15 protein-coding genes, 1 tRNA gene and 1 pseudogene are annotated in these 18,618 nt (G+C 65.1%); 12 read left to right on the top strand and 5 right to left on the bottom strand.

The features are described from left to right. Positions 1–46: 46 nt before the first annotated feature. Positions 47–2,374: a transketolase-like TK C-terminal-containing protein gene (locus MPSD_RS19810; protein WP_086085875.1), complete on the top strand. Its 2,328-nt coding sequence runs from the start codon at positions 47–49 to the stop codon at positions 2,372–2,374. Between the two features lie 266 nt (positions 2,375–2,640). Here the strand turns inward: MPSD_RS19810 and MPSD_RS19805 are convergent, their stop codons facing one another. Further along, entirely contained in the window at positions 2,641–3,372 is a 732-nt protein-coding gene (locus MPSD_RS19805) for a hypothetical protein (protein WP_020786571.1), read from the bottom strand. Positions 3,373–3,570: 198 nt separating this feature from the next. Between MPSD_RS19805 and MPSD_RS19800 the strand changes: the two genes are divergently transcribed. The 4 genes from MPSD_RS19800 (at position 3,571) to MPSD_RS19785 (ending at position 6,227) form a co-directional block, all read left to right on the top strand. Next, positions 3,571–3,750, top strand: coding sequence for a hypothetical protein (locus tag MPSD_RS19800; protein ID WP_012395635.1), 180 nt, complete (start codon positions 3,571–3,573; stop codon positions 3,748–3,750). Further along, entirely contained in the window at positions 3,750–4,523 is a 774-nt protein-coding gene (locus MPSD_RS19795; RefSeq protein ID WP_011741585.1) for a cyclic nucleotide-degrading phosphodiesterase, read from the top strand. The genes MPSD_RS19800 and MPSD_RS19795 overlap by 1 nt, the downstream gene beginning before the upstream one ends. A 101-nt stretch (positions 4,524–4,624) precedes the next feature. Further along, the gene (gene rph, locus MPSD_RS19790; protein ID WP_015356669.1) at positions 4,625–5,404 is read left to right on the top strand and encodes a ribonuclease PH; all 780 of its coding nucleotides are present in this window, start codon (positions 4,625–4,627) and stop codon (positions 5,402–5,404) included. A gap of 280 nt (positions 5,405–5,684) precedes the next feature. Further along, positions 5,685–6,227, top strand: a complete 543-nt coding sequence (locus tag MPSD_RS19785) for a DUF4395 domain-containing protein (RefSeq protein ID WP_050674599.1) — start codon at positions 5,685–5,687, stop codon at positions 6,225–6,227. Positions 6,228–6,358: 131 nt separating this feature from the next. Here MPSD_RS19785 and MPSD_RS19775 read toward each other — a convergent pair whose 3' ends face one another. Further along, positions 6,359–7,561: an ISAs1-like element IS2404/ISMul1 family transposase gene (locus MPSD_RS19775; protein WP_420811919.1), complete on the bottom strand. Its 1,203-nt coding sequence runs from the start codon at positions 7,559–7,561 to the stop codon at positions 6,359–6,361. Between the two features lie 194 nt (positions 7,562–7,755). On the opposite strand from MPSD_RS19775, the gene rdgB reads away from it, so the two are divergent. Continuing rightward, positions 7,756–8,370 (top strand): RdgB/HAM1 family non-canonical purine NTP pyrophosphatase, encoded by a 615-nt coding sequence (gene rdgB, locus MPSD_RS19765; RefSeq protein ID WP_011741582.1) that lies wholly within the window; start codon positions 7,756–7,758, stop codon positions 8,368–8,370. A gap of 19 nt (positions 8,371–8,389) precedes the next feature. Here the strand turns inward: rdgB and MPSD_RS19760 are convergent, their stop codons facing one another. Both MPSD_RS19760 and MPSD_RS19755 read right to left on the bottom strand, forming a co-directional pair. Then, on the bottom strand, positions 8,390–8,752 hold the full coding sequence (locus tag MPSD_RS19760; RefSeq protein ID WP_012395630.1) for a DUF3817 domain-containing protein: 363 nt from the start codon (positions 8,750–8,752) through the stop codon (positions 8,390–8,392). Next, a complete protein-coding gene (locus MPSD_RS19755; protein WP_012395629.1) occupies positions 8,749–9,141 on the bottom strand; it encodes a hypothetical protein in 393 nt (130 codons plus the stop codon). Before MPSD_RS19755 ends, MPSD_RS19760 begins: the two co-directional genes overlap by 4 nt. A gap of 149 nt (positions 9,142–9,290) precedes the next feature. On the opposite strand from MPSD_RS19755, the gene MPSD_RS19750 reads away from it, so the two are divergent. From MPSD_RS19750 to MPSD_RS19735, 4 genes are all read left to right on the top strand, one after another. After that, a tRNA-Leu gene (locus MPSD_RS19750) sits at positions 9,291–9,374 on the top strand. 503 nt (positions 9,375–9,877) lie between these two features. Continuing rightward, positions 9,878–12,502, top strand: coding sequence for an ABC transporter ATP-binding protein/permease (locus tag MPSD_RS19745; RefSeq protein ID WP_086085490.1), 2,625 nt, complete (start codon positions 9,878–9,880; stop codon positions 12,500–12,502). Next, a complete protein-coding gene (locus MPSD_RS19740) occupies positions 12,499–14,238 on the top strand; it encodes an ABC transporter ATP-binding protein (RefSeq protein WP_086085491.1) in 1,740 nt (579 codons plus the stop codon). Before MPSD_RS19745 ends, MPSD_RS19740 begins: the two co-directional genes overlap by 4 nt. A 53-nt stretch (positions 14,239–14,291) precedes the next feature. Beyond that, entirely contained in the window at positions 14,292–15,359 is a 1,068-nt protein-coding gene (locus MPSD_RS19735) for a phosphotransferase family protein (RefSeq protein ID WP_036427199.1), read from the top strand. 2 nt (positions 15,360–15,361) lie between these two features. Here MPSD_RS19735 and MPSD_RS19730 read toward each other — a convergent pair. Next, positions 15,362–16,533, bottom strand: a pseudogene (locus MPSD_RS19730) (acyl-CoA dehydrogenase family protein). A gap of 118 nt (positions 16,534–16,651) precedes the next feature. Between MPSD_RS19730 and fabG the strand changes: the two are divergent. Beyond that, complete coding sequence (gene fabG / locus MPSD_RS19725; RefSeq protein ID WP_015356660.1) at positions 16,652–17,398, top strand: 3-oxoacyl-ACP reductase FabG; 747 nt, start codon at positions 16,652–16,654, stop codon at positions 17,396–17,398. Continuing rightward, complete coding sequence (locus tag MPSD_RS19720; protein ID WP_086085492.1) at positions 17,395–18,618, top strand: acetyl-CoA C-acetyltransferase; 1,224 nt, start codon at positions 17,395–17,397, stop codon at positions 18,616–18,618. The genes fabG and MPSD_RS19720 overlap by 4 nt, the downstream gene beginning before the upstream one ends.

Below are 18,618 nucleotides of genomic sequence, written 5' to 3'. Positions count from 1 at the left end.
CACTTGCTGATTCATCTGCACAGGCCAATCTCCTAGGCGGGGCACCATGAACTCGACCACCTCAGTCGATACCAGTCGTGGAATCGTCAGTGTCGACACACTCGAGGCCATCGCCGAGCGGGTGCTGTGGCTGTCGACGTCGATGGTCCATCACGCCAACCGGGTGCGGTCGGATAGCTCGGGATTGAAGGTCGGCGGCCATCAGGCCTCGAGCGCGTCAATGGTGACCATCATGACTTCACTGTGGCTTCAACAACTGCAGGCCGGGGATCGGGTGTCGGTCAAGCCCCACGCCTCACCGGTGTTGCATAGCATCAATTACCTGCTCGGCGCGCTGGACGAAGAACACATGACCACGCTGCGTGAGTTCGGTGGCCTGCAGTCCTATCCGAGCCGGTCCAAGGATCCGGATCCGGTGGACTACTCGACCGGGTCAGTCGGGATCGGGGCAACCGCCCCGATCTGGGGGGCAGTGGCGCGCCGTTACGTCAACGCCCAGTTGGATGCCGGCGGCAACGGTCGGCAGTACTCTCTGGTCGGCGACGCCGAACTCGACGAGGGTGCGGTGTGGGAGGCCATACTGGATCCCGGGATCGCCGAACTCGGCGAAGTCGTCTGGATCGTCGACCTCAACCGCCAGTCCTCGGACCGAGTGGTGCCCAACATCGCTGCGCACCGACTCGAGACAATGTTCGACGCGGCAGGCTGGCAGGTCATAACAGTCAACTTTGGCCGACTTCTCCGGTCCCTGTTCAGCCGTCCCGGAGGGGAAGCGGTGCGCCGGCGCATCGTTGCGATGGAAAACGCGGAATACCAACGTCTGCTGCGCTGCGATGCCGAGCAGATCCGCCAGCGACTCCCCGGTGACGGTCCACTTTCCGGCGAAATCGCCGCGTTGATCGCCGACATCGATGACGCGACGCTCACGGCGGCGATCCGCAATTTGGGCGGTCACGACCTGGCCGCCCTGATCGAGGCATACCAACAGATCGATGACACCCGACCCACGGTCATCATCGCCTACACGATCAAGGGTTTCGGCCTGCCCACAGAGGGCCATCCACAGAACCATTCCGCCCTGCTCAGCCATGACGAATACGCCGCTCTGGCAGCACGACTGGGAATGAACCCCAATAGCCCTTGGCAACGCTTCGCGCCTGAGGGCCCGATGGGGCGGCTCTGCGCCGAGACCGCAGAGCGGCTGCGGCGCGACCCGATTCCGGCCGCCGAATCCCCAACCGTCCCGAGCGACATCGGTCGTACTCCCAAAGGCACCGCAACGACCCAGGCCGCTCTCGGCCGTGTCCTGCTCGACCTGATCCGCGAGGCACCCGACGCGGCGAAGCGTGTCGTCACGGTCAGCCCTGACGTCAGCTCGACGACTAACCTGGCTGGATGGGTGAACAAGGTCGGGGTGTGGTCGGCGAGCGAGCGACACAACTGGTTCGCCGATGATGCCCAGACTCTGATGCACTGGAACGAACGTCCCAGCGGGCAACATATGGAACTCGGCATCGCAGAGACGAACCTGGTTGGCCTGATCGGCGAACTGGGCGCCACGTGGAGTCGTTGGGGACAAACGCTTTTCCCTATCGGGGTGCTCTACGACCCATTCGTCGAGAGGGCGCTCGAACCATGGTCTTTCGGGATCTACGCGGGCGGCCAGTCCATCCTCATCGGCACTCCGTCAGGGGTCAGCCTGGCCGCCGAAGGCGGTGCACACCAGTCCATCAAGACCCCATCAATCGGGCTCGAACAACCGGGCTGCATCAGCTATGAGCCAGCGTTCGCGATCGATGTCGAATGGACCCTGCTGGCCAGCCTCGCCCGGCTCGGAAGACCCGATGGAACGTCGGCCTACCTGAGGTTGTCGACTCGGCCTGTGGACCAGGCCCTGGCCGCCGTACCGGATGACCCCGCCGCCCGCGAGCGTCGTCGCCGCCAGGTGGTTGCGGGTGGCTATCCGTTGCGGCGCCCAGACGGCGCGAAAGTGACCATTGCGGCGATGGGTGCGGTGATCACCGAGGCCCTTGCCGCGGCCGACCGGCTCAATCGGGCCGGGGTGCCGGCCGACGTGCTCTGCATCACCAGCCCCGGCCTGCTGTTTCAAGCGTGGCAGGCGCGTCAGGGCAGGAGATCCGCCGATACCTGGATTCTGGATCAGCTCTTCCCCGCCGACCGTGCGACACCGATGGTCACCGTCCTCGACGGACACCCTCACGCCCTTGCTTTCCTGACCAACATCCAGCAGGTCCGTTTGACCGCGTTGGGAGTATCCGGATTCGGCCAGGCCGGGACGCTCGAGGACGTCTACCGCTACCACGGCATCGACACCGACAGCATTGTGCGAGCGGCCCTGGATGTGGCTACCTAAAACCAAACGTGGGATCGCATCGATGAATGAGCGCTGCTGACGTCGATTGCGGCTTCGAATGGTTTCGGTTCGCCCGATATACCGGCAGTCACCGGAGGCCCCGTCAAATTGGTGCGCGGGCACGCGGTGAGGCCCAGACGGGCAACCTCAGGGGCGGCTGCTGGGCCGATCGCGAGGATCACTCATTGCTCACAATGCCCACATTGGCCACCAGCAGAGCCGTCACGCTCTTGCGATATTCAAATGCGCTAGCGCACTCGTAGATCTCAAATGGGTTGGAATTCGGAGATCAGCCAACGGTCGCCGACCTTGTCGAGTTTCACTCGCACCGTCGATGCCATATCGGTGGGTGGGTCGTCGCCGATGACCGTGGTCTGATCCACGAAGACAAGCACCACGGCATGGCCCCAATCCGCCGATACGGTGGCGGCCGCGGGCACCCGATCCACCGCCGAAATCCGTTGCTGTTTGGCGCCGGGGATGACCACGTCTTTGGTCAGCTGGGTGTAGGAGTCGCGGAAGGTTCCGGTGAGGTGGTCCTGGGCGGCGGTCAGGTCCTTTTCGACTGTCTCGGGCTTGTACGACAACATCGCCACCGTGCCCTCCCGGGCGGCCTGCAGCGCTTGGACCCCGGCGATCTGGGCGTAACGCATCGTGTCGTACTGCCAGCGGAGGACACCTGCGGTGATTGCCAGCAGCAGCGCGAGGCTCGGCAGCACGACCCAGGCCAACACGGCGGCCCAACTGGACTTGGGGTGGGGTCGGCGGCGTCGTGGCCGCGAGTCCTCTGGCTGGGAGGCGTCCTCGGTTTCGGCCGGGGCGTCCGCGTCGGGCTCGCCATCCGATTCCGAGTCGGGTTCGGTGTCGGGCTCTGCATCGGAGTCGGAGTCGGAGTCAGCGCCGGCCGGGTTTGATTGCGCTTCGTCCCCGGGTTCGTCCGCGGGCAGCGGCTTGCCGGATACTTCGTCGCCCGATGTTTCGGCAGACCCCTTAGCCACGGCGGCTACTTCTTCTCGCCGAGCGGCACGCGTCGGCGTGCCCGGGCGTGGAGGGTCCGTCGGGCACGGGCCTCGACATTGTTGAGGTCAATGGTGGCCACTCCATCGGCACAGTGTCCCTACCTTCCGGTGCGTGCGGCCACATTACCTTGGCACGCGAAGCCCGCTTAGGGAATTTCGCGGCGATAGACCTCGGCTTTGACCGCGAGCGGTCCGCGCCGTCAGGTCCCACATCGTCACGCCGACGCGACCGGTAGCCGCGCAGCGAAACGCCGCCGCGTTGGCAAGCTGAAAGTGCAGAACGGCATTCTCGGGAAGATTCTGATCAACGAATGCGGCGATGTTTTTCTCATCGAGGTAACGGGCATGGCACAGTAGTGTCCGTGCGAATAACGGTGCTCGGATGTTCCGGAAGTGTCGTAGGTCCGGACTCGGCGGCGTCGGGTTATCTGCTGAGGGCTCCGGACACTCCACCGATCGTCATCGACTTCGGTGGGGGAGTGGTGGGCGCGCTGCAGCGGCATCTGGATCCCGCATCCGTGCATGTGCTTTTGTCGCATCTGCACGCCGATCATTGCCTCGATATGCCGGGGTTGTTCGTGTGGCGGCGTTACCACCCGTCGCGCCCCAAAGGTAAGGCGTTGCTATACGGCCCGAGTGACACCTGGTCTCGTTTGGGCGCGGCTTCATCACCCTTCGGCGGAGAGATCGACGATTGCTCGGACATATTCGATGTGCGCCATTGGGTCGACGGCGAACCGGTGACCCTTGGCGGCGTCACAGTGGTGCCGACGGTGGTCGCACATCCCACTGAGTCCTACGGCATGCGCTTCACCGATTCCACCGGCGCATCGCTGGCGTACAGCGGTGACACCGGAATGTGTGATCAGCTCATCGAGCTGGCTCGCGGCGTTGACGTTTTCTTGTGCGAGGCGTCCTGGACGCACTCGCCGGATCGCCCGCCGGACTTGCACCTGTCCGGGACTGAGGCCGGGAGAGCTGCGGCCCGCGCCGGTGTTCGCGAACTGTTGCTGACCCACATCCCGCCGTGGACGTCGCGTGAGGACGTGATCAGCGAGGCCAAAGCGGAATTTGATGGCCCCGTGCACGCGGTGGTGTGCGACGAGACTTTCGAAGTCAGCCTGGGCTGAACTGCTGCGGCGGGCTCGCGGGTGGCCCGGATCGTCAGCGCCGCCCGTGCGTGTCGGGCGCCTTCGGATTGGTCTCTGTCGGTCGAGCTAGGGTTGGCGTCGTGTCCAAACGAGAAGACGGCCGCCGCGACGACGAGCTTCGCCCAGTGGTCATCACCCGAGGGTTCACCGAAAACCCCGCGGGTTCGGTACTGATCGAATTCGGTCGCACCAAGGTGATGTGCACGGCCAGCGTCACCGAAGGCGTGCCGCGCTGGCGTAAGGGGTCCGGGCTGGGGTGGCTCACCGCGGAATACGCGATGCTGCCGTCGGCAACCCACACCCGCTCAGACCGGGAATCGGTGAAAGGGCGGGTCGGCGGACGCACCCAGGAGATCAGCCGGCTGGTCGGCCGGTCGCTGCGGGCATGCATCGACTTGGCGGCGCTGGGGGAGAACACCATCGCTGTCGACTGTGACGTGTTGCAGGCGGACGGCGGCACCCGTACCGCGGCCATCACCGGTGCCTACGTGGCACTGGCAGACGCGGTGAACTACTTGGCGGCGGCCGGCAAGCTGTCGGATCCGAGGCCGTTGTCCTGCGCCATCGCTGCGGTCAGCGTGGGTGTGGTCGATGGCCGGGTTCGGGTGGACCTGCCTTACGAGGAAGACTCCCGCGCCGAGGTCGACATGAATGTCGTTGCCACCGACACCGGGACGCTGGTTGAAGTGCAGGGCACCGGTGAGGGTGCGACGTTCCCGCGGTCGACCTTGGACAAGCTGCTGGACATGGCGCTGGGGGCATGCGACACGTTGTTTGCCGCCCAGCGTGATGCCTTGGCGCTGCCGTACCCGGGTGTATTGCCCGAAGGGCCGCCGCCGTCGAAAGCGTTCGGAAGCTGAGCCTGCCAACCTGGCCTCCCGGGCCATCGAATCCGCGTGGATTCGGGGTGGAAATTGGTCGGCCGTGGGCACGTCGCTGCCGCTGGCTCGCCTTGGCTTTCGCTGACTTTAGTTGACTCAAAGTGGCTGGTCAGCGTTCCGTGCCATACCGTTATGGTAAACTCGCGACGCCAAATTGAGTTTTGCCAAAACCAATGTTCCGTCACGTTTCTAGGATCAATTAATGGTTAGTCGGCGAGTCCCACTCGAGCATGCCTTTCTCAATACCCCGTGGTGGGCAATGGGGCAGATGACGCATGGACATGCGGAACCACGCATCAACGAAGTCGCGACGCGCGCGCGGGCGGGTTTGCTGAACATCATCTCGGCAATCACCATCGCGTTGCTTTTGCTGCGGCCGGAAACCGATCCGGTGATCATCGTTGGTCCGTTCGTGCTTTTTGACATGTTGGCCGCGGCGGCCACGGGACTAACACCGTTGAGCCCAACCGGAATTCTGGGCACGGCGTTGACGATGGGTACTCGCCCGGTGTGGAAACCGACGCGGCCAAAACGCTTTGCGTGGTTGCTCGGTGCCGCCTTGGCGGCGACGTGTCTTGCCATGCGGCTGTTGGGGGCCTCGCCCGTGGCGATGGCGGTTGTTGTCGCGATCTGTTTTGTCCTGACCTGGTCGGAGGCCACGCTCGGATTTTGCGTGGGCTGCTACATGCACAAGTTGATTTGGGGTTGTGAGGATTGCGAGGTCCCTTACGTCAGGGGAATCGCGACACGACCGGAAATCAACCAGGAAAGTCCAGCAATAAACTTGGAAAGTCGCGCGTAGGTTCGCGACCCTGGCCGCGCGCTCGGCCAGCGCTGGGCAGCACCCAACAGACGCTGCGGATGCGATGACCCTCCGCGTCTGCAGCCGGCACCCGCGAGACGGGAGCGAGCCCAGGGCTCCGGCGTTGTTGATTAGCAGGCTTGTGAGCTGGGGAATTGTGGATTGAGGAGGTCTAGGCGGCGGTTGGCGGTCAAAGCGGTGATCCGGCAGGCTTCGGCGATGTTGTCGGCGCCGTTGAGGCGGTGCAGATTGATCGCGGTGTTGCGTAGCGTTGCTAGGACCTGTGCGCCGTTTCCGGTATGTGCCCTTTGACGGTCTTCGTCGAAGGTGACGTCGCGTATCCAGTGCAGGCTGTTCTCGATTCCCCAGTGTTGACGCATCCAGGTCATGATCGCGGTAGGGCGGGCGTGCTCGAAGGGCAGGCTGCAGATGGCATAGACCACCTCCACGCTGCGCTGGTCGGTGGCGGTGATCAAGCGTTCACGAGTGATCCGGATGATTTGTTTTGCGTAGGGGAAGCCGATTCCTCGTGCAGCGGTGATGATTTGCGGGGTGCGGGTCTCGACACGGCCGTGGCCGCGGGAGTCGTCGGTAGCGGCTGTGGGCACCTCGGCCCAGGGCAGCGCGGTGATACGCGCAAGTATTTTGGCTTGGTTGGACTTGACGATCATCAGGTAGTGCGACTTCAAGGTGGCGCAGATCAACTTCGCGGTGACGACCTGGGTATGCATCGCATCCACGGTGACCAGCCACCGCAAGCTACCCGGCAGCAGCGTGAGCAGGGCGCGTACGCAGGGAATTTCATTGCTTTTCTCGGCGACAGCGAGTTGACCGAGCACCAATCGGGCACGGTGGGCGAACACCGACACGAGATGCGTGGCTGTCGCTTTGGCGCGTAAAGCACCACGCAGCATCTTGCCGTCCAACGCGATCGGCACCAATCCACTGGGGTCGCTGCTGGCCACGTGTGCAGTGAAGTAACTGCCCATCCTGGCGTTGAGGTCGGCGGGGTCTAGCCGAGACAAAACAGCGCGGAAGGTCTTCTCACTGGGCCGCCGGAACCGGACCCCTAATTGGGCCAACACATCATCGGGAGCGGTGGCCGCCCATGTGGCAAAACCAGCATAGCCGCGCATCCCCGCGGCAGTGGCCAGAACCGCGATCGCCAACAAAGCCATCAGCGAATACCTCCGACCGCGTGGGTCCCTCGGGTCTGGCACCGAGGCCAACACATCGAGAAACTCCGATCCGATGAGCTCGCTGCGCTCACCAGGACTCCAGCGGTCGAACACCTCTGGAACCGACGACACAGGCAATACTGAAACGGTAGGCACGGGCAACTCCAGACCAACGACGAACAGTAACCAACTCGATCGTTCTCCAGATAGCCCGTGCCTACACTCCGGCCCCAATAGCGCGGCACCAAAGATCATCAACCCAGCTCACAAGCCTGCTAATCAACAACGCCGGAGCCCTGGGAGCGAGCCGAGATCGTTTCTGCAGAGGAGATGACCATGTTTCGGAGTGAGTGGTGACCAAGCTGCTGGTGGCCAGTCGCAACGCCAAGAAGCTGGCCGAACTTCGCCGGGTGCTCGATGCCGCCGGATTGTCGGGGGTGACCCTGGTGTCCCTCAATGACGTCGCGCCGTTTGATGAAGCGCCCGAAACCGGCGCGACATTCGAGGAAAATGCGCTGATCAAGGCGCGCGAAGCGTTCTCTGCGACCGGTCTGCCCAGCGTCGCCGACGACTCCGGTTTGACGGTGGCCGCGCTCAACGGGATGCCCGGCGTGCTCTCCGCCCGGTGGTCTGGCAACCACGGGGACGACGCCGGCAACACGGCGTTGTTGCTGGCCCAGTTGCGCGACGTACCCGAGCAGCGCCGCGGCGCCGCGTTCGTCTCGGCGTGCGCACTGGTCTCGGGCTCGGGCGAAGTTGTGGTGCGTGGCGAGTGGCCCGGTGCCGTTGCGCAGGAGCCGCGCGGCGCCGGCGGGTTCGGTTACGACCCGGTGTTCATCGCCGACGGCGCGAACCGCACCGCCGCCGAGCTGAGCCCGGCGGAAAAGGACGCGGTCTCCCATCGCGGGCGCGCGTTGACACTGTTGCTACCCGCACTGCGGGCCCTGGTGACAACCCAACCCTGACCCGGGGGCCGCGGGGGGCTTACACGGCGAAGCGCGTCTTGATGTCCTTGGTCTGAAAGTGCTCGACGATGATGCCCAACAGCGGGATCGTGCCGGAGAGCAGCACACCCACCGTCTTGCCGATCGGCCACCGGACCTTGACCGCCAGGTTTGCGGTGAACAGCAGGTAAGCGAAGTACACCCAGCCGTGGACTACGCCGATCCAGGTGGGCGGGTTGTCCACCTTGACGACGTAACGCACCACGATCTCGTAGCACAGCGCGATCAGCCAGATCCCGGTCGTCCACGCCATGATGCGATAGCCGACGAGGGCGCTACGGATCTTCTCGACCGGAAAGGTCGTTGTGGTCTGCTGTGCTTCGGGGGTTTCGGGTGTGGTCATGCGGTAGTCCTGTTCTGCTTTTCGGCATCATCTTCGGCCAGTGCGGCAAGGTAGGCGTTGTACTCGCGCAATGCGGGGTCGTCGGGCGCAGCCTGATCGGGCGTGGTTCGCTGCGGCAACAGTCCGGCGGGAATCTCCGTTACCGCTGCTGGGTCGCGCGGCTGCGGGGGCGTTTCCTCATAGCGCACGAACTTGCGGTAGGCGTAGACGCAGAACCAGGCGAACATGGGCCACTGCAGCGCGTAGCCGAGATTTTGGAAGCTGCCCGAGGTCGACTCGAATCGGGTCCACTGCCACCAGCCCAGCGCCAGGCAGCCGCTGGCCGCAATGATCACCAGGGCGATCAGCGCGGGCCGGCGCGCGCGGCGGCGGGGGGTGGTGGTGGACACCCCTTGACGGTACCGCGCGGGCCCGGTAGGGAGCTGATGCCGCCCGTCGCGATCAACGGCCCGACGGTCGAGTCCGCACCCGATGTCACGGTGCGTTCGGTACCGCTGACGTCTCGTGTGATGGCTGACTGGGTAATATCGCTAGGCGCGCGGGCGTGATGAAATTGGCAAACATGCCGGCTTTAGGTGCCGGTGCTCGAAAGAGCTTGAGGGTTCGAGTCCCTCCGCCCGCACCGTTGTGGTTTCCCGGGCTGACGCCCGGTGGTGCCGGTCGCGTCTGGCCGGGGCCGTTCTATCTCCTTCTGTACGTCCGGACCAGGGGTGGGCCGACGAGCGCGAAGACGTGGGGCTCTAAGGTAAGGTAACCCTTATTCTTTAAAGTAAGGCAACCCTTATTCGGTGGGGGTCCTAGGTCTAGGTGCGCATTCGATGAAAACCATGACGTCACGTATGGGCGGGGGAACGCCGCTCAACGCGATGGACGACACCATTCGAGTTGGTCGCGCGCCCGGGCCATCGCGGTCGGGTGCCGACGCGACGATCCCGGTGTCCGTGGCGCCGGCCGGACACGTGAGGTGATCGTGCTGCAACGGACCGTTGCCCATCGTCGGGTACCTACGGAGTTGGTGCGGCCGTCGTCGGCCGCGTTGATCCGCGGGCCGGTAGCGAAGACTGCGCCGGGTCGCCGGATCGGGAAAGTCGCGGTGGGGCGCACCGTCTCGAGAGAGGATCGCTGATGGCACGCGGGTTGCAAGGCGCAGTGTTGCGCGGTTTCGGCGCTCGGGATCACACCGCAACGGTGGTCGAAACGGTGTACATCGCACCGCATTTCCTGCGGATCCGGATGGTCTCGCCGACGCTTTTCGAGGATGCTCAGGCCGAACCCGCGGCCTGGCTGAGGTTTTGGTTCCCGGACCCGAAGGGGTCCAACACCGAGTATCAGCGCGCTTACACCCTCTCCGAAGCCGATGCGGCTTCCGGCCGCTTCGCGGTCGACGTGGTGCTGCACGAACCGGCCGGCCCCGCATCGCAGTGGGCCCGCACCGTGCAACCCGGCGCCACGATCGCAGTGATGTCGCTGATGGGTAGCTCGTCGCGCTTCGACGTACCCAAGGAGCAACCCGCCGGCTATTTGCTGATCGGAGACTCGGCGTCGATCCCGGGGATGAACGGGATCATCGGAACGGTTCCCGACGACGTACCAATCGAGATGTATCTCGAACAACACGACGACAACGACACGCGCATCCCCATCACGGCACATCCCCGATTGCGGGTGCATTGGGTTCGCCGCCGAGACGAGACATCGTTGGCCGAAGCAATCGAGACCAGGGACTGGTCGGACTGGTATGCGTGGGCGACGCCGGAGGCCACCGCCCTCAAACACGTTCGCAAGCGGCTGCGCGACGCATTCGGATTCCCCAAGTCCGTGGTGCACGCCCAGGCGTATTGGACCGCCGGCCGCGAGATGGGCACCTGCCGTGAAGGCGTGCCAGACGCCGCCGCAGGCGGTGCTTCGACTTGCCTCGATGACCAACCCGAAGTCGCGCTGGCGCAGGCCGAAACCCCGGAGCCGGTAGCCCAATCGCCGGTGGCGGCCACGCCGCGCGGCAGTTGGCGTGCCCAGGCCGCGGGCCGGTTGCTCGCGCCGCTACGTTTCGCCCTGATTCTGTCCGGGGTGCTGCAGGTGGTGGCCACCCTGGTGCAGCTGGCCCCGTTCGTGCTGCTGGTTGAGTTGGCCCGAATATTGTTGTCGGGGGCCCAAGAATCCCGGCTCTGGCACGTTGGGCTGGCCGCCGTTTCGCTGCTGGGCCTTGGCACGTTGCTTGGTGCCGCCCTCACGCTGTGGCTGCACGTGGTTGACGCCCGCTTTGCTCGCGGGTTGCGCGCGCGGCTGCTGGGCAAGATGTCTGGGCTGCCGTTGGGTTGGTTCACCGGGCGCGGTTCAGGTTCCATCAAGCAACTGGTGCAGGACGACACGCTGTCGCTGCACTATCTGGTTACGCACGCGATTCCGGACGCGGTCAACGCGGTGGTTGCCCCGGTGGCGGTGCTCGTCTACCTGTTCATCGTCGACTGGCGGGTTGCCCTGGCTCTGCTCATCCCGGTGCTGATGTATCTGGTGATGACGTCATCGCTTGCGGTCCAGTCCGGCTCGCGCATGGTTGCCTCGCAGCGCTGGGCCGAGCGGATGAACGATGAGGCCGGGGCCTATCTGGAGGGCCAGCCGGTGATTCGCGTCTTTGGCGGCGCCGCGGCATCGAGTTTCAAACGCCAGCTCGACGAGTACATCAAATTCCTGGTCACCTGGCAGCGTCCGCTGGTGGGCAAGAAGACCATGATGGACCTTGCGACCCGGCCTTCGACGTTCCTGTGGCTGATCGCCGTCACCGGCACGCTGCTGGTGATCAATCACCGAATGGATCCGGTAGATCTGCTGCCGTTCTTATTGCTGGGCACCACGTTCGGTGTCCGACTACTCGGCATCGCCTACGGAATCGGCGGCATCAGCGCCGGTGTGCTGGCCGCTCGCCGGCTGCAAATCACCCTCGATGAACCGGTACTGGAACAGCACACCGGGCTGGCCGAGGCCGACTCGGCGGCGATGGTGGTGTTCGACAAGGTCAGCTTCGGGTACCGGCCGGGAGTGCCGGTGATCCGGGACGTGTCGCTGCAGCTGCGTCCGGGCACCGTCACCGCGCTCGTCGGGCCTTCGGGCTCAGGCAAGTCCACCCTCGCCGCCCTGCTGGCTCGGTTCCATGATGTCGAGCAAGGTTCGATACGAGTTGGGGGACAAGATATTCGGTCGCTGAGCGCCGATGAGCTCTACGAGCGGGTCGGGCTGGTGCTGCAGGAGACTCAGCTGGTGCACGGGACTGTTGCCGAGAACATCGCGCTGGCCGTTCCCGATGCACCGGCCGCGCAGATCCAGGCCGCGGCCGGCCAGGCCCAGATCCATGACCGCGTGCTGCGGTTGCGCGATGGCTACGACACCGTGCTGGGAGCCGGCGCCGCGTTGTCGGGCGGCGAACGGCAGCGTCTCACCATCGCCCGCGCCATCCTGGCCGATACACCGGTGCTCATCCTCGACGAGGCCACCGCGTATGCGGATCCCGAATCGGAATACCTGGTGCAGCAGGCGCTTAATCGGCTGACCAAGGATCGCACCGTGCTGGTCATCGCGCACCGACTGCATACCATCACCGGAGCCGACCAGATCGTGGTCCTCGATCGTGGCCAGATCGCCGAGCGCGGTACCCACGATGAACTGCTCGCCGCCGACGGGCGCTACCGGCGGTTGTGGGAGACCGGTTGTGGCAATCAGGTGGAGCTGGCCGCGATCCAGGAGGGCGCACGATGATCCGCACCTGGATAGGGCTGGTGCCGGCGGACCGCCGCGGCAAGTTGATCCTGTGCGCCGCGGTTGGGGTGCTTTCGGTTGTGGTCCGCGCGATCGGCACGGTGCTGCTGGTTCCGCTCATTGGTGCCCTGTTCAGCAGCACCCCACAGCAGGCGTTGGTGTGGCTGGGCTGGCTGACCGCTGCGACGGTATCCGGGTGGGTGATCGATGCCATCGGCGCACGCGTCGGTTTCGAGCTGGGTTTCGCTGTGCTCGACCATTCCCAGCACGGTGTGGCAGACCGGCTGCCCGGTGTGCGACTGGACTGGTTCGCCGCAGACAACACGGCGACCGCCCGCCAAGCGATCGCCGCCAGCGGGCCCGAACTGGTGGGACTGGTGGTCTACCTGCTGACGCCGCTGGTCTCGGCGGTCCTGCTGCCACTGGCCATCGGGCTGGCGCTGCTTCCCATTTCCTGGCAGCTGGGATTGGCCGCGCTTGCCGGTGTGCCCCTGCTGCTGGGTGCGCTGTGGGCGTCGGGGCGATTTGCTCGACGTGCCGACAAGGTCGCCGACGAAGCCAATATTGCGCTCACTGAGCGCATCATCGAGTTCGCCCGAACCCAACAGGCGCTACGTGCCGCGCGTCGTGTCGAGCCTGCCCGCAGCCTGGTCGGATCCGCGCTTGCGCGCCAGCACGGCTCGTTGATGCGGTTGTTCGCCATGCAGGTTCCCGGCCAGCTGCTGTTCAGCATCGCCAGCCAGCTGGCGCTCATCGTGCTGGCCGGAGCGACCGCGGCGCTGACCGTGGGCGGCACGCTGACGGTTCCCGAGGCGATCGCCCTGATTGTCGTGATTGCCCGTTACCTGGAGCCCTTCACCGCCGTGAGCGAGCTCGCTCCCGCGCTGCAGAGTGTGCGCGCCATGCTCGATCGCATCCGGTCGGTGTTGACGGCGCCGGCCGTGGCGGCCGGGACCGCCACGCTGGATGACGGCCCTGCGGCGGCGCGGATCGAATTCGACCACGTCGCATTCAGCTACGACGGCGCCACCGAGCCGGTGCTTGACGGGGTCAGTTTTTGCTTGCAGCCGGGTACCACGACTGCGATCGTGGGCCCCTCGGGATCGGGAAAGAGCACGATCCTGGCGCTGATTGCGGGTCTGCACCAGCCGACCGGAGGCCGCATCCTGATTGACGGAGCCGACGCCGCGACGCTGGATGCGCACACCCGTCGCACGCTGTCGAGCGTGGTGTTCCAGCATCCCTACCTGTTTCATGGCTCGATCCGCGAGAACGTGCTGGCGGGAAACCCGGGTGCGGACCAGGATCAATTGGGGCGGGCGATCCGCTTGGCGCGGGTTGACGAGCTGATCGACAGGCTGCCGGACGGTGCTGACACCGTTGTGGGCGAAGCCGGTTCCGCGCTGTCGGGCGGTGAGCGCCAACGGGTCAGCATCGCGCGCGCCCTGCTCAAGGACGCCCCGATGCTGCTGGTCGACGAAGCAACCAGCGCGCTGGACACCGAGAACGAGGTCGCGGTGGTCGATGCACTCACGGCCGATCCGCAATCACGCACCCGGGTGATCGTCGCCCACCGACTGGCGAGCATTCGTCATGCCGACCGCGTGCTCTTCGTCGAGGATGGTCGAGTGGTCGAGGACGGATCGATCGATGAGCTGCTCGCCGCCCAGGGGCGCTTCCATGAGTTCTGGCGACAGCAGCACGATGCCGCCGAATGGCGGATCCGCACCGGCTAGATCAGGTCGGCCGAAACTGATGCCGTATGGCTTACAGTTGCTAGGTGGCCGCCTTGGTTTCCATCCCTCGCCACCCCACCGACGTAACCCCGCCGTGGCTGGCGGCGGTCCTTGGCGAACGCGGCACACCGGTCGGGGTATCGGGAGTCGATGTGGTCCCGATCGGCACCGGGCAGACCGGAGCCACCTATCGGCTGACCGTCACCTATGACCCGGATCCGGCGGGTCTGCCGGACACCTTTGTGATCAAATTGCCGGCTCAGGATGACACCGTGCGGGACCGAGTCGTCGTCGGTTATCGCAGCGAATGTGCGTTCTATTCTTCGGTTGCCGATCGGGTCCGGGTTCCGACCCCCCGCTGCTTTTACTGCGAGATCACAGAAGATGCAATGGATTTCGCGCTGCTGCTGGAGGATCAGGCGCCCGCGGTGCAGGGCGACCAGCTCACGGGCTGCGGCGAACGGGAGGCGCGGCTGGCCGTCGTTGCGCTGGCCGGGCTGCACGGGCCTAGCTGGTGTGATCCGGTTTGGCTGGACCAGCCCGGGATCGCATTCCCTTTCCCGGATGAACCTTTCGCCAACGGTCTTGGTGAGGTGGCGCGGATGAGTGCGGAGATCACCCTGGACAAGCTCGGTGATCGGCTCAGCGCCGCCGACCGCGAAACCTTCACCGAGACCATGAATCTGGTGACGCCGTGGTTGCTCGCCGAGCGGGACCGGTTTGCGCTGCTGCACGGCGACTACCGGCTCGACAATCTATTGTTCGACCCTGACCTGCGCCGCGTCGCCGTGGTCGACTGGCAAACCCTTGGTATCGGCCTTCCGGCTCGAGACCTTGGGTACTTCACGGCAACCAGCCTGAATTCCCAGCTGCGTTCGGACATCGAGGAAAGCCTGGTCGATGACTACCACCGAAAGCTGTTGAGCTACGGCGTCACCGGATATGACTGGGAAACATGCTGGCGCGACTACCGACTGGGCATGCCGCACACGGTCCTCATCTCGGCCCTCGGATTTGCTTTCGCCACCGCCACCGAGAGTGGCGACGAGATGGTGTTGACCATGCTGGGGCGAGGTTGTCAGGCCATCCGGGATCTAGAGACGCTAGAGCTGATCGGCTGAGGTCATCGATTCGCGGCCTTGATCAGGTTGGACCCGATGATCAGTTGCTGAATCTCGCTGGTGCCCTCATACAGCCGCAGCAGACGGACATCGCGGTAGATGCGCTCGACCGGAACTCCGCGCATGTATCCACTGCCGCCGTGAATCTGCACCGCGAGATCGGCCACCTTACCGGCTTACCGGCCATTTCGGTGCAGAATAGTTTCGCCGCGGACGGCGCGATCCGCCGATCCGCTCCGGAGACCCACATCCGTGCGGCGTCGCGCACCAATGCGCGGCCCGCCAGCACGCCGGTCTGCTGGTCGGCGAGCATCGCCTGGACCAGTTGAAAGCTGCCGATCGTCACACCGCCCTGGGTTGCGGTGGATGCGTACGCCACGGACTCGTCGAGCGCACGTTGTGCGGCGCCCACCGCGATCGCGGCTATGTGTACCCGGCCGCGGGCCAACGAGGTCATTGCGGCTCGATAGCCGATGTCCTCGCTGCCGCCGACCAGCGCGGCGCCGTCAACCCGGACGTCGGTGAAGCTGACGTCAGCGGTCCACGCGCCTTCCTGGCCCATCTTGGCGTCCTTGGCGCCCACCTCGACACCGGCGCTCTGCGCGGGCACCAGGAACACGGCGATGCCCGGGCTCTTGTCGCTGGCGGGCCGAGTGCGCGCGAACACCACGAACAGGTCGGCGACGGGCGCATTGGTGATGAAACGCTTTTGCCCCGTAATCAGCCAATCATCGCCGTCGCGAACGGCTTTGGTGCGCAGGCCGGCGGGGCTGGATCCGGCTCCCGGTTCGGTCAGGGCAAAAGAGGCGACGACGTCGCCGGACGCGATGGGCTCCAACCAGCGCGCCTTCTGCTCATCGGTGCCGAACCCGACTAGCACTTGCCCGGCGATGCCGTTGTTGGTGCCGAACATCGACCGCACTGCCAGTGAGGTGTAGCCCAATTCCATGGCCAGCTCGACGTCCTGCACCAGATTCAGCCCAAGACCGCCCCACTGCGGCGGTATCGCGTATCCGAACAGTCCCATCTGTTTGGCCTGGTCACGTAGGTCTTCGGGAACCCGGTCCTCGTCGAGGATCTGCTGCTCACGCGGCAGCACAACCGAGCGAACGAAGTGGCGGGTCTGGGCCAGGATCTGCGCAAAGTCCTCGTCGGATACCTGGGGGGCGGTCATGGGCGGATGCTCCTTCTGGGGTGGGCGCCTGGGCGCCGCTGTCACGGCAAGATCATATATGAAATATGATATTTGACTGACCGAGCCCTCCGAGGGCCAGAAGACGTAGGGAAGTGTGATGTCGGTGTCGTTGCTGAACGGTCAGATCGCGGTAGTTACCGGTGGGGCCCAGGGCTTGGGCTTGGCGATCGCGGAGCGGTTCGTTTCCGAGGGTGCTCGGGTAGTCCTTGGTGATGTGAACCTCGAGGCGACTGAGGCCGCGGCCAAGCAGCTGGGCGGCGGGGAGGTCGCGGTGGCGGTGCGGTGTGACGTGACCAAGGCCGACGAGGTCGAGACGCTGCTGCAGGCCGCGCTGGAACGGTTCGGTGGCTTGGACATCATGGTCAACAACGCCGGCATCACTCGTGACGCGACGATGCGCAAAATGACCGAGGAGCAGTTCGATCAGGTCATCGATGTGCACCTGAAGGGCACCTGGAACGGCATCCGGCTGGCCGCGGCCATCATGCGTGAAAACAAGCGCGGCGCAATCGTCAATATGTCGTCGGTGTCGGGCAAGGTGGGGATGGTCGGCCAGACCAACTACTCCGCCGCCAAAGCCGGGATCGTCGGGATGACCAAGGCGGCCGCCAAAGAACTCGCCCACGTCGGTGTCCGGGTCAATGCCATCGCTCCGGGCTTGATCCGCTCGGCGATGACAGAAGCCATGCCGCAACGTATCTGGGACCAGAAGTTGGCTGAAGTGCCGATGGGGCGAGCCGGCGAACCCAGCGAAGTCGCTAGTGTTGCCTTGTTTTTGGCCTGCGATCTGTCCTCGTATATGACCGGCACCGTGCTGGACGTGACGGGAGGACGGTTCATATGAGTGCCGCTATGCGCCAGGCTGTCATCTGCGAACCCGTCCGCACACCGATCGGTCGCTACGGCGGAATGTTCAAGTCATACAGCGCTGTTGATCTGGGCGTCGTCGCGCTGCGCGGACTGCTCGATCGCACCGGCCTGGCGCCCGCTGCGGTCGGGGATGTGATCCTCGGGCACTGCTACCCCAGCAGCGAGGCCCCGGCCATCGGACGGGTGGTGGCGCTGGATGCCGGCCTGCCGGTGACGGTTCCCGGTATGCAGGTCGATCGGCGCTGCGGATCCGGGCTACAAGCGGTGATTCAGGCCTGCCAGCAAGTCAGCAGCGGCGATAGCGACCTCGTCGTTGCCGGAGGCTGCGAAAGCATGAGCAATGTCACTTTCTATTCCACCGATATGCGCTGGGGCGGTGTCCGCGGCGGAATACGCGTGCACGACGGACTGGCTCGCGGCCGCGTCACCGCGGGTGGAAGACACTACCCGGTGCCGGGCGGGATGCTGGAGACCGCCGAGAATCTACGGCGTCAGTATGGTATTTCGCGTTTGGAGCAAGACGAGCTGGCGGTGACATCGCATCAGCGTGCGGTCGCAGCCCAGAAGGATGGAATTTTCGCCGAGGAGACCATTGCCGTTCCGGTGCGAACCCGCCAAGGCGAGGAAATGATCGACACCGACGAACATCCACGCGCCGACACCTCGGTGGAGGCCCTGAGCGGGCTCAAACCCGTTCTGCACCAAGATGATCCCGAAGCGACGGTGACGGCGGGCAATGCCAGCGGGCAAAACGACGCCGCATCGATGTGCGTGGTGACCACACCGGAGAAGGCCGACGAGTACGGGCTGAGACCTTTGGTGCGTTTGGTGTCCTGGGGCCTGGCCGGGGTGGCGCCCGACGTCATGGGCATCGGTCCGGTACCAGCCACCGAGGCCGCGCTCGCCAAGGCGGCTCTGCGCTTGGCCGACATCGATCTGATCGAACTCAACGAGGCGTTTGCCGCCCAAGCGCTCGCGGTGATGCGGGAATGGAACTTCGGCGCCGCCGACCGCGACCGAACCAACGTGCACGGTTCGGGTATTTCGCTGGGCCACCCGGTGGGCGCGACCGGTGCCAGAATGCTGGCCACCCTGGCTCGTGAACTCACTCGCCGTCAGGCGCGCTACGGGCTGGAGACGATGTGTATCGGTGGCGGCCAGGGCCTGGCGGCGATCTTCGAGCGGGTCGGGTAG

It is taken from the genome of Mycobacterium pseudoshottsii JCM 15466, assembly GCF_003584745.1.
GTDB lineage: Bacteria > Actinomycetota > Actinomycetes > Mycobacteriales > Mycobacteriaceae > Mycobacterium > Mycobacterium marinum.
This window is presented reverse-complemented; position numbering and strand designations above follow the sequence as displayed.

Excerpts from the sequence above, each read along its gene's own strand:
- MPSD_RS19760 (WP_012395630.1), bottom strand. The coding sequence starts at position 8,752 with ATGACCACACCCGAAACCCCCGAAGCACAGCAGACCACAACGACCTTT.
- fabG (WP_015356660.1), top strand. The coding sequence starts at position 16,652 with ATGTCGGTGTCGTTGCTGAACGGTCAGATCGCGGTAGTTACCGGTGGG.
- MPSD_RS19810 (WP_086085875.1), top strand. The coding sequence starts at position 47 with ATGAACTCGACCACCTCAGTCGATACCAGTCGTGGAATCGTCAGTGTC.
- MPSD_RS19745 (WP_086085490.1), top strand. The coding sequence starts at position 9,878 with ATGGCACGCGGGTTGCAAGGCGCAGTGTTGCGCGGTTTCGGCGCTCGG.
- MPSD_RS19740 (WP_086085491.1), top strand. The coding sequence starts at position 12,499 with ATGATCCGCACCTGGATAGGGCTGGTGCCGGCGGACCGCCGCGGCAAG.
- MPSD_RS19720 (WP_086085492.1), top strand. The coding sequence starts at position 17,395 with ATGAGTGCCGCTATGCGCCAGGCTGTCATCTGCGAACCCGTCCGCACA.
- MPSD_RS19785 (WP_050674599.1), top strand. The coding sequence starts at position 5,685 with ATGGGGCAGATGACGCATGGACATGCGGAACCACGCATCAACGAAGTC.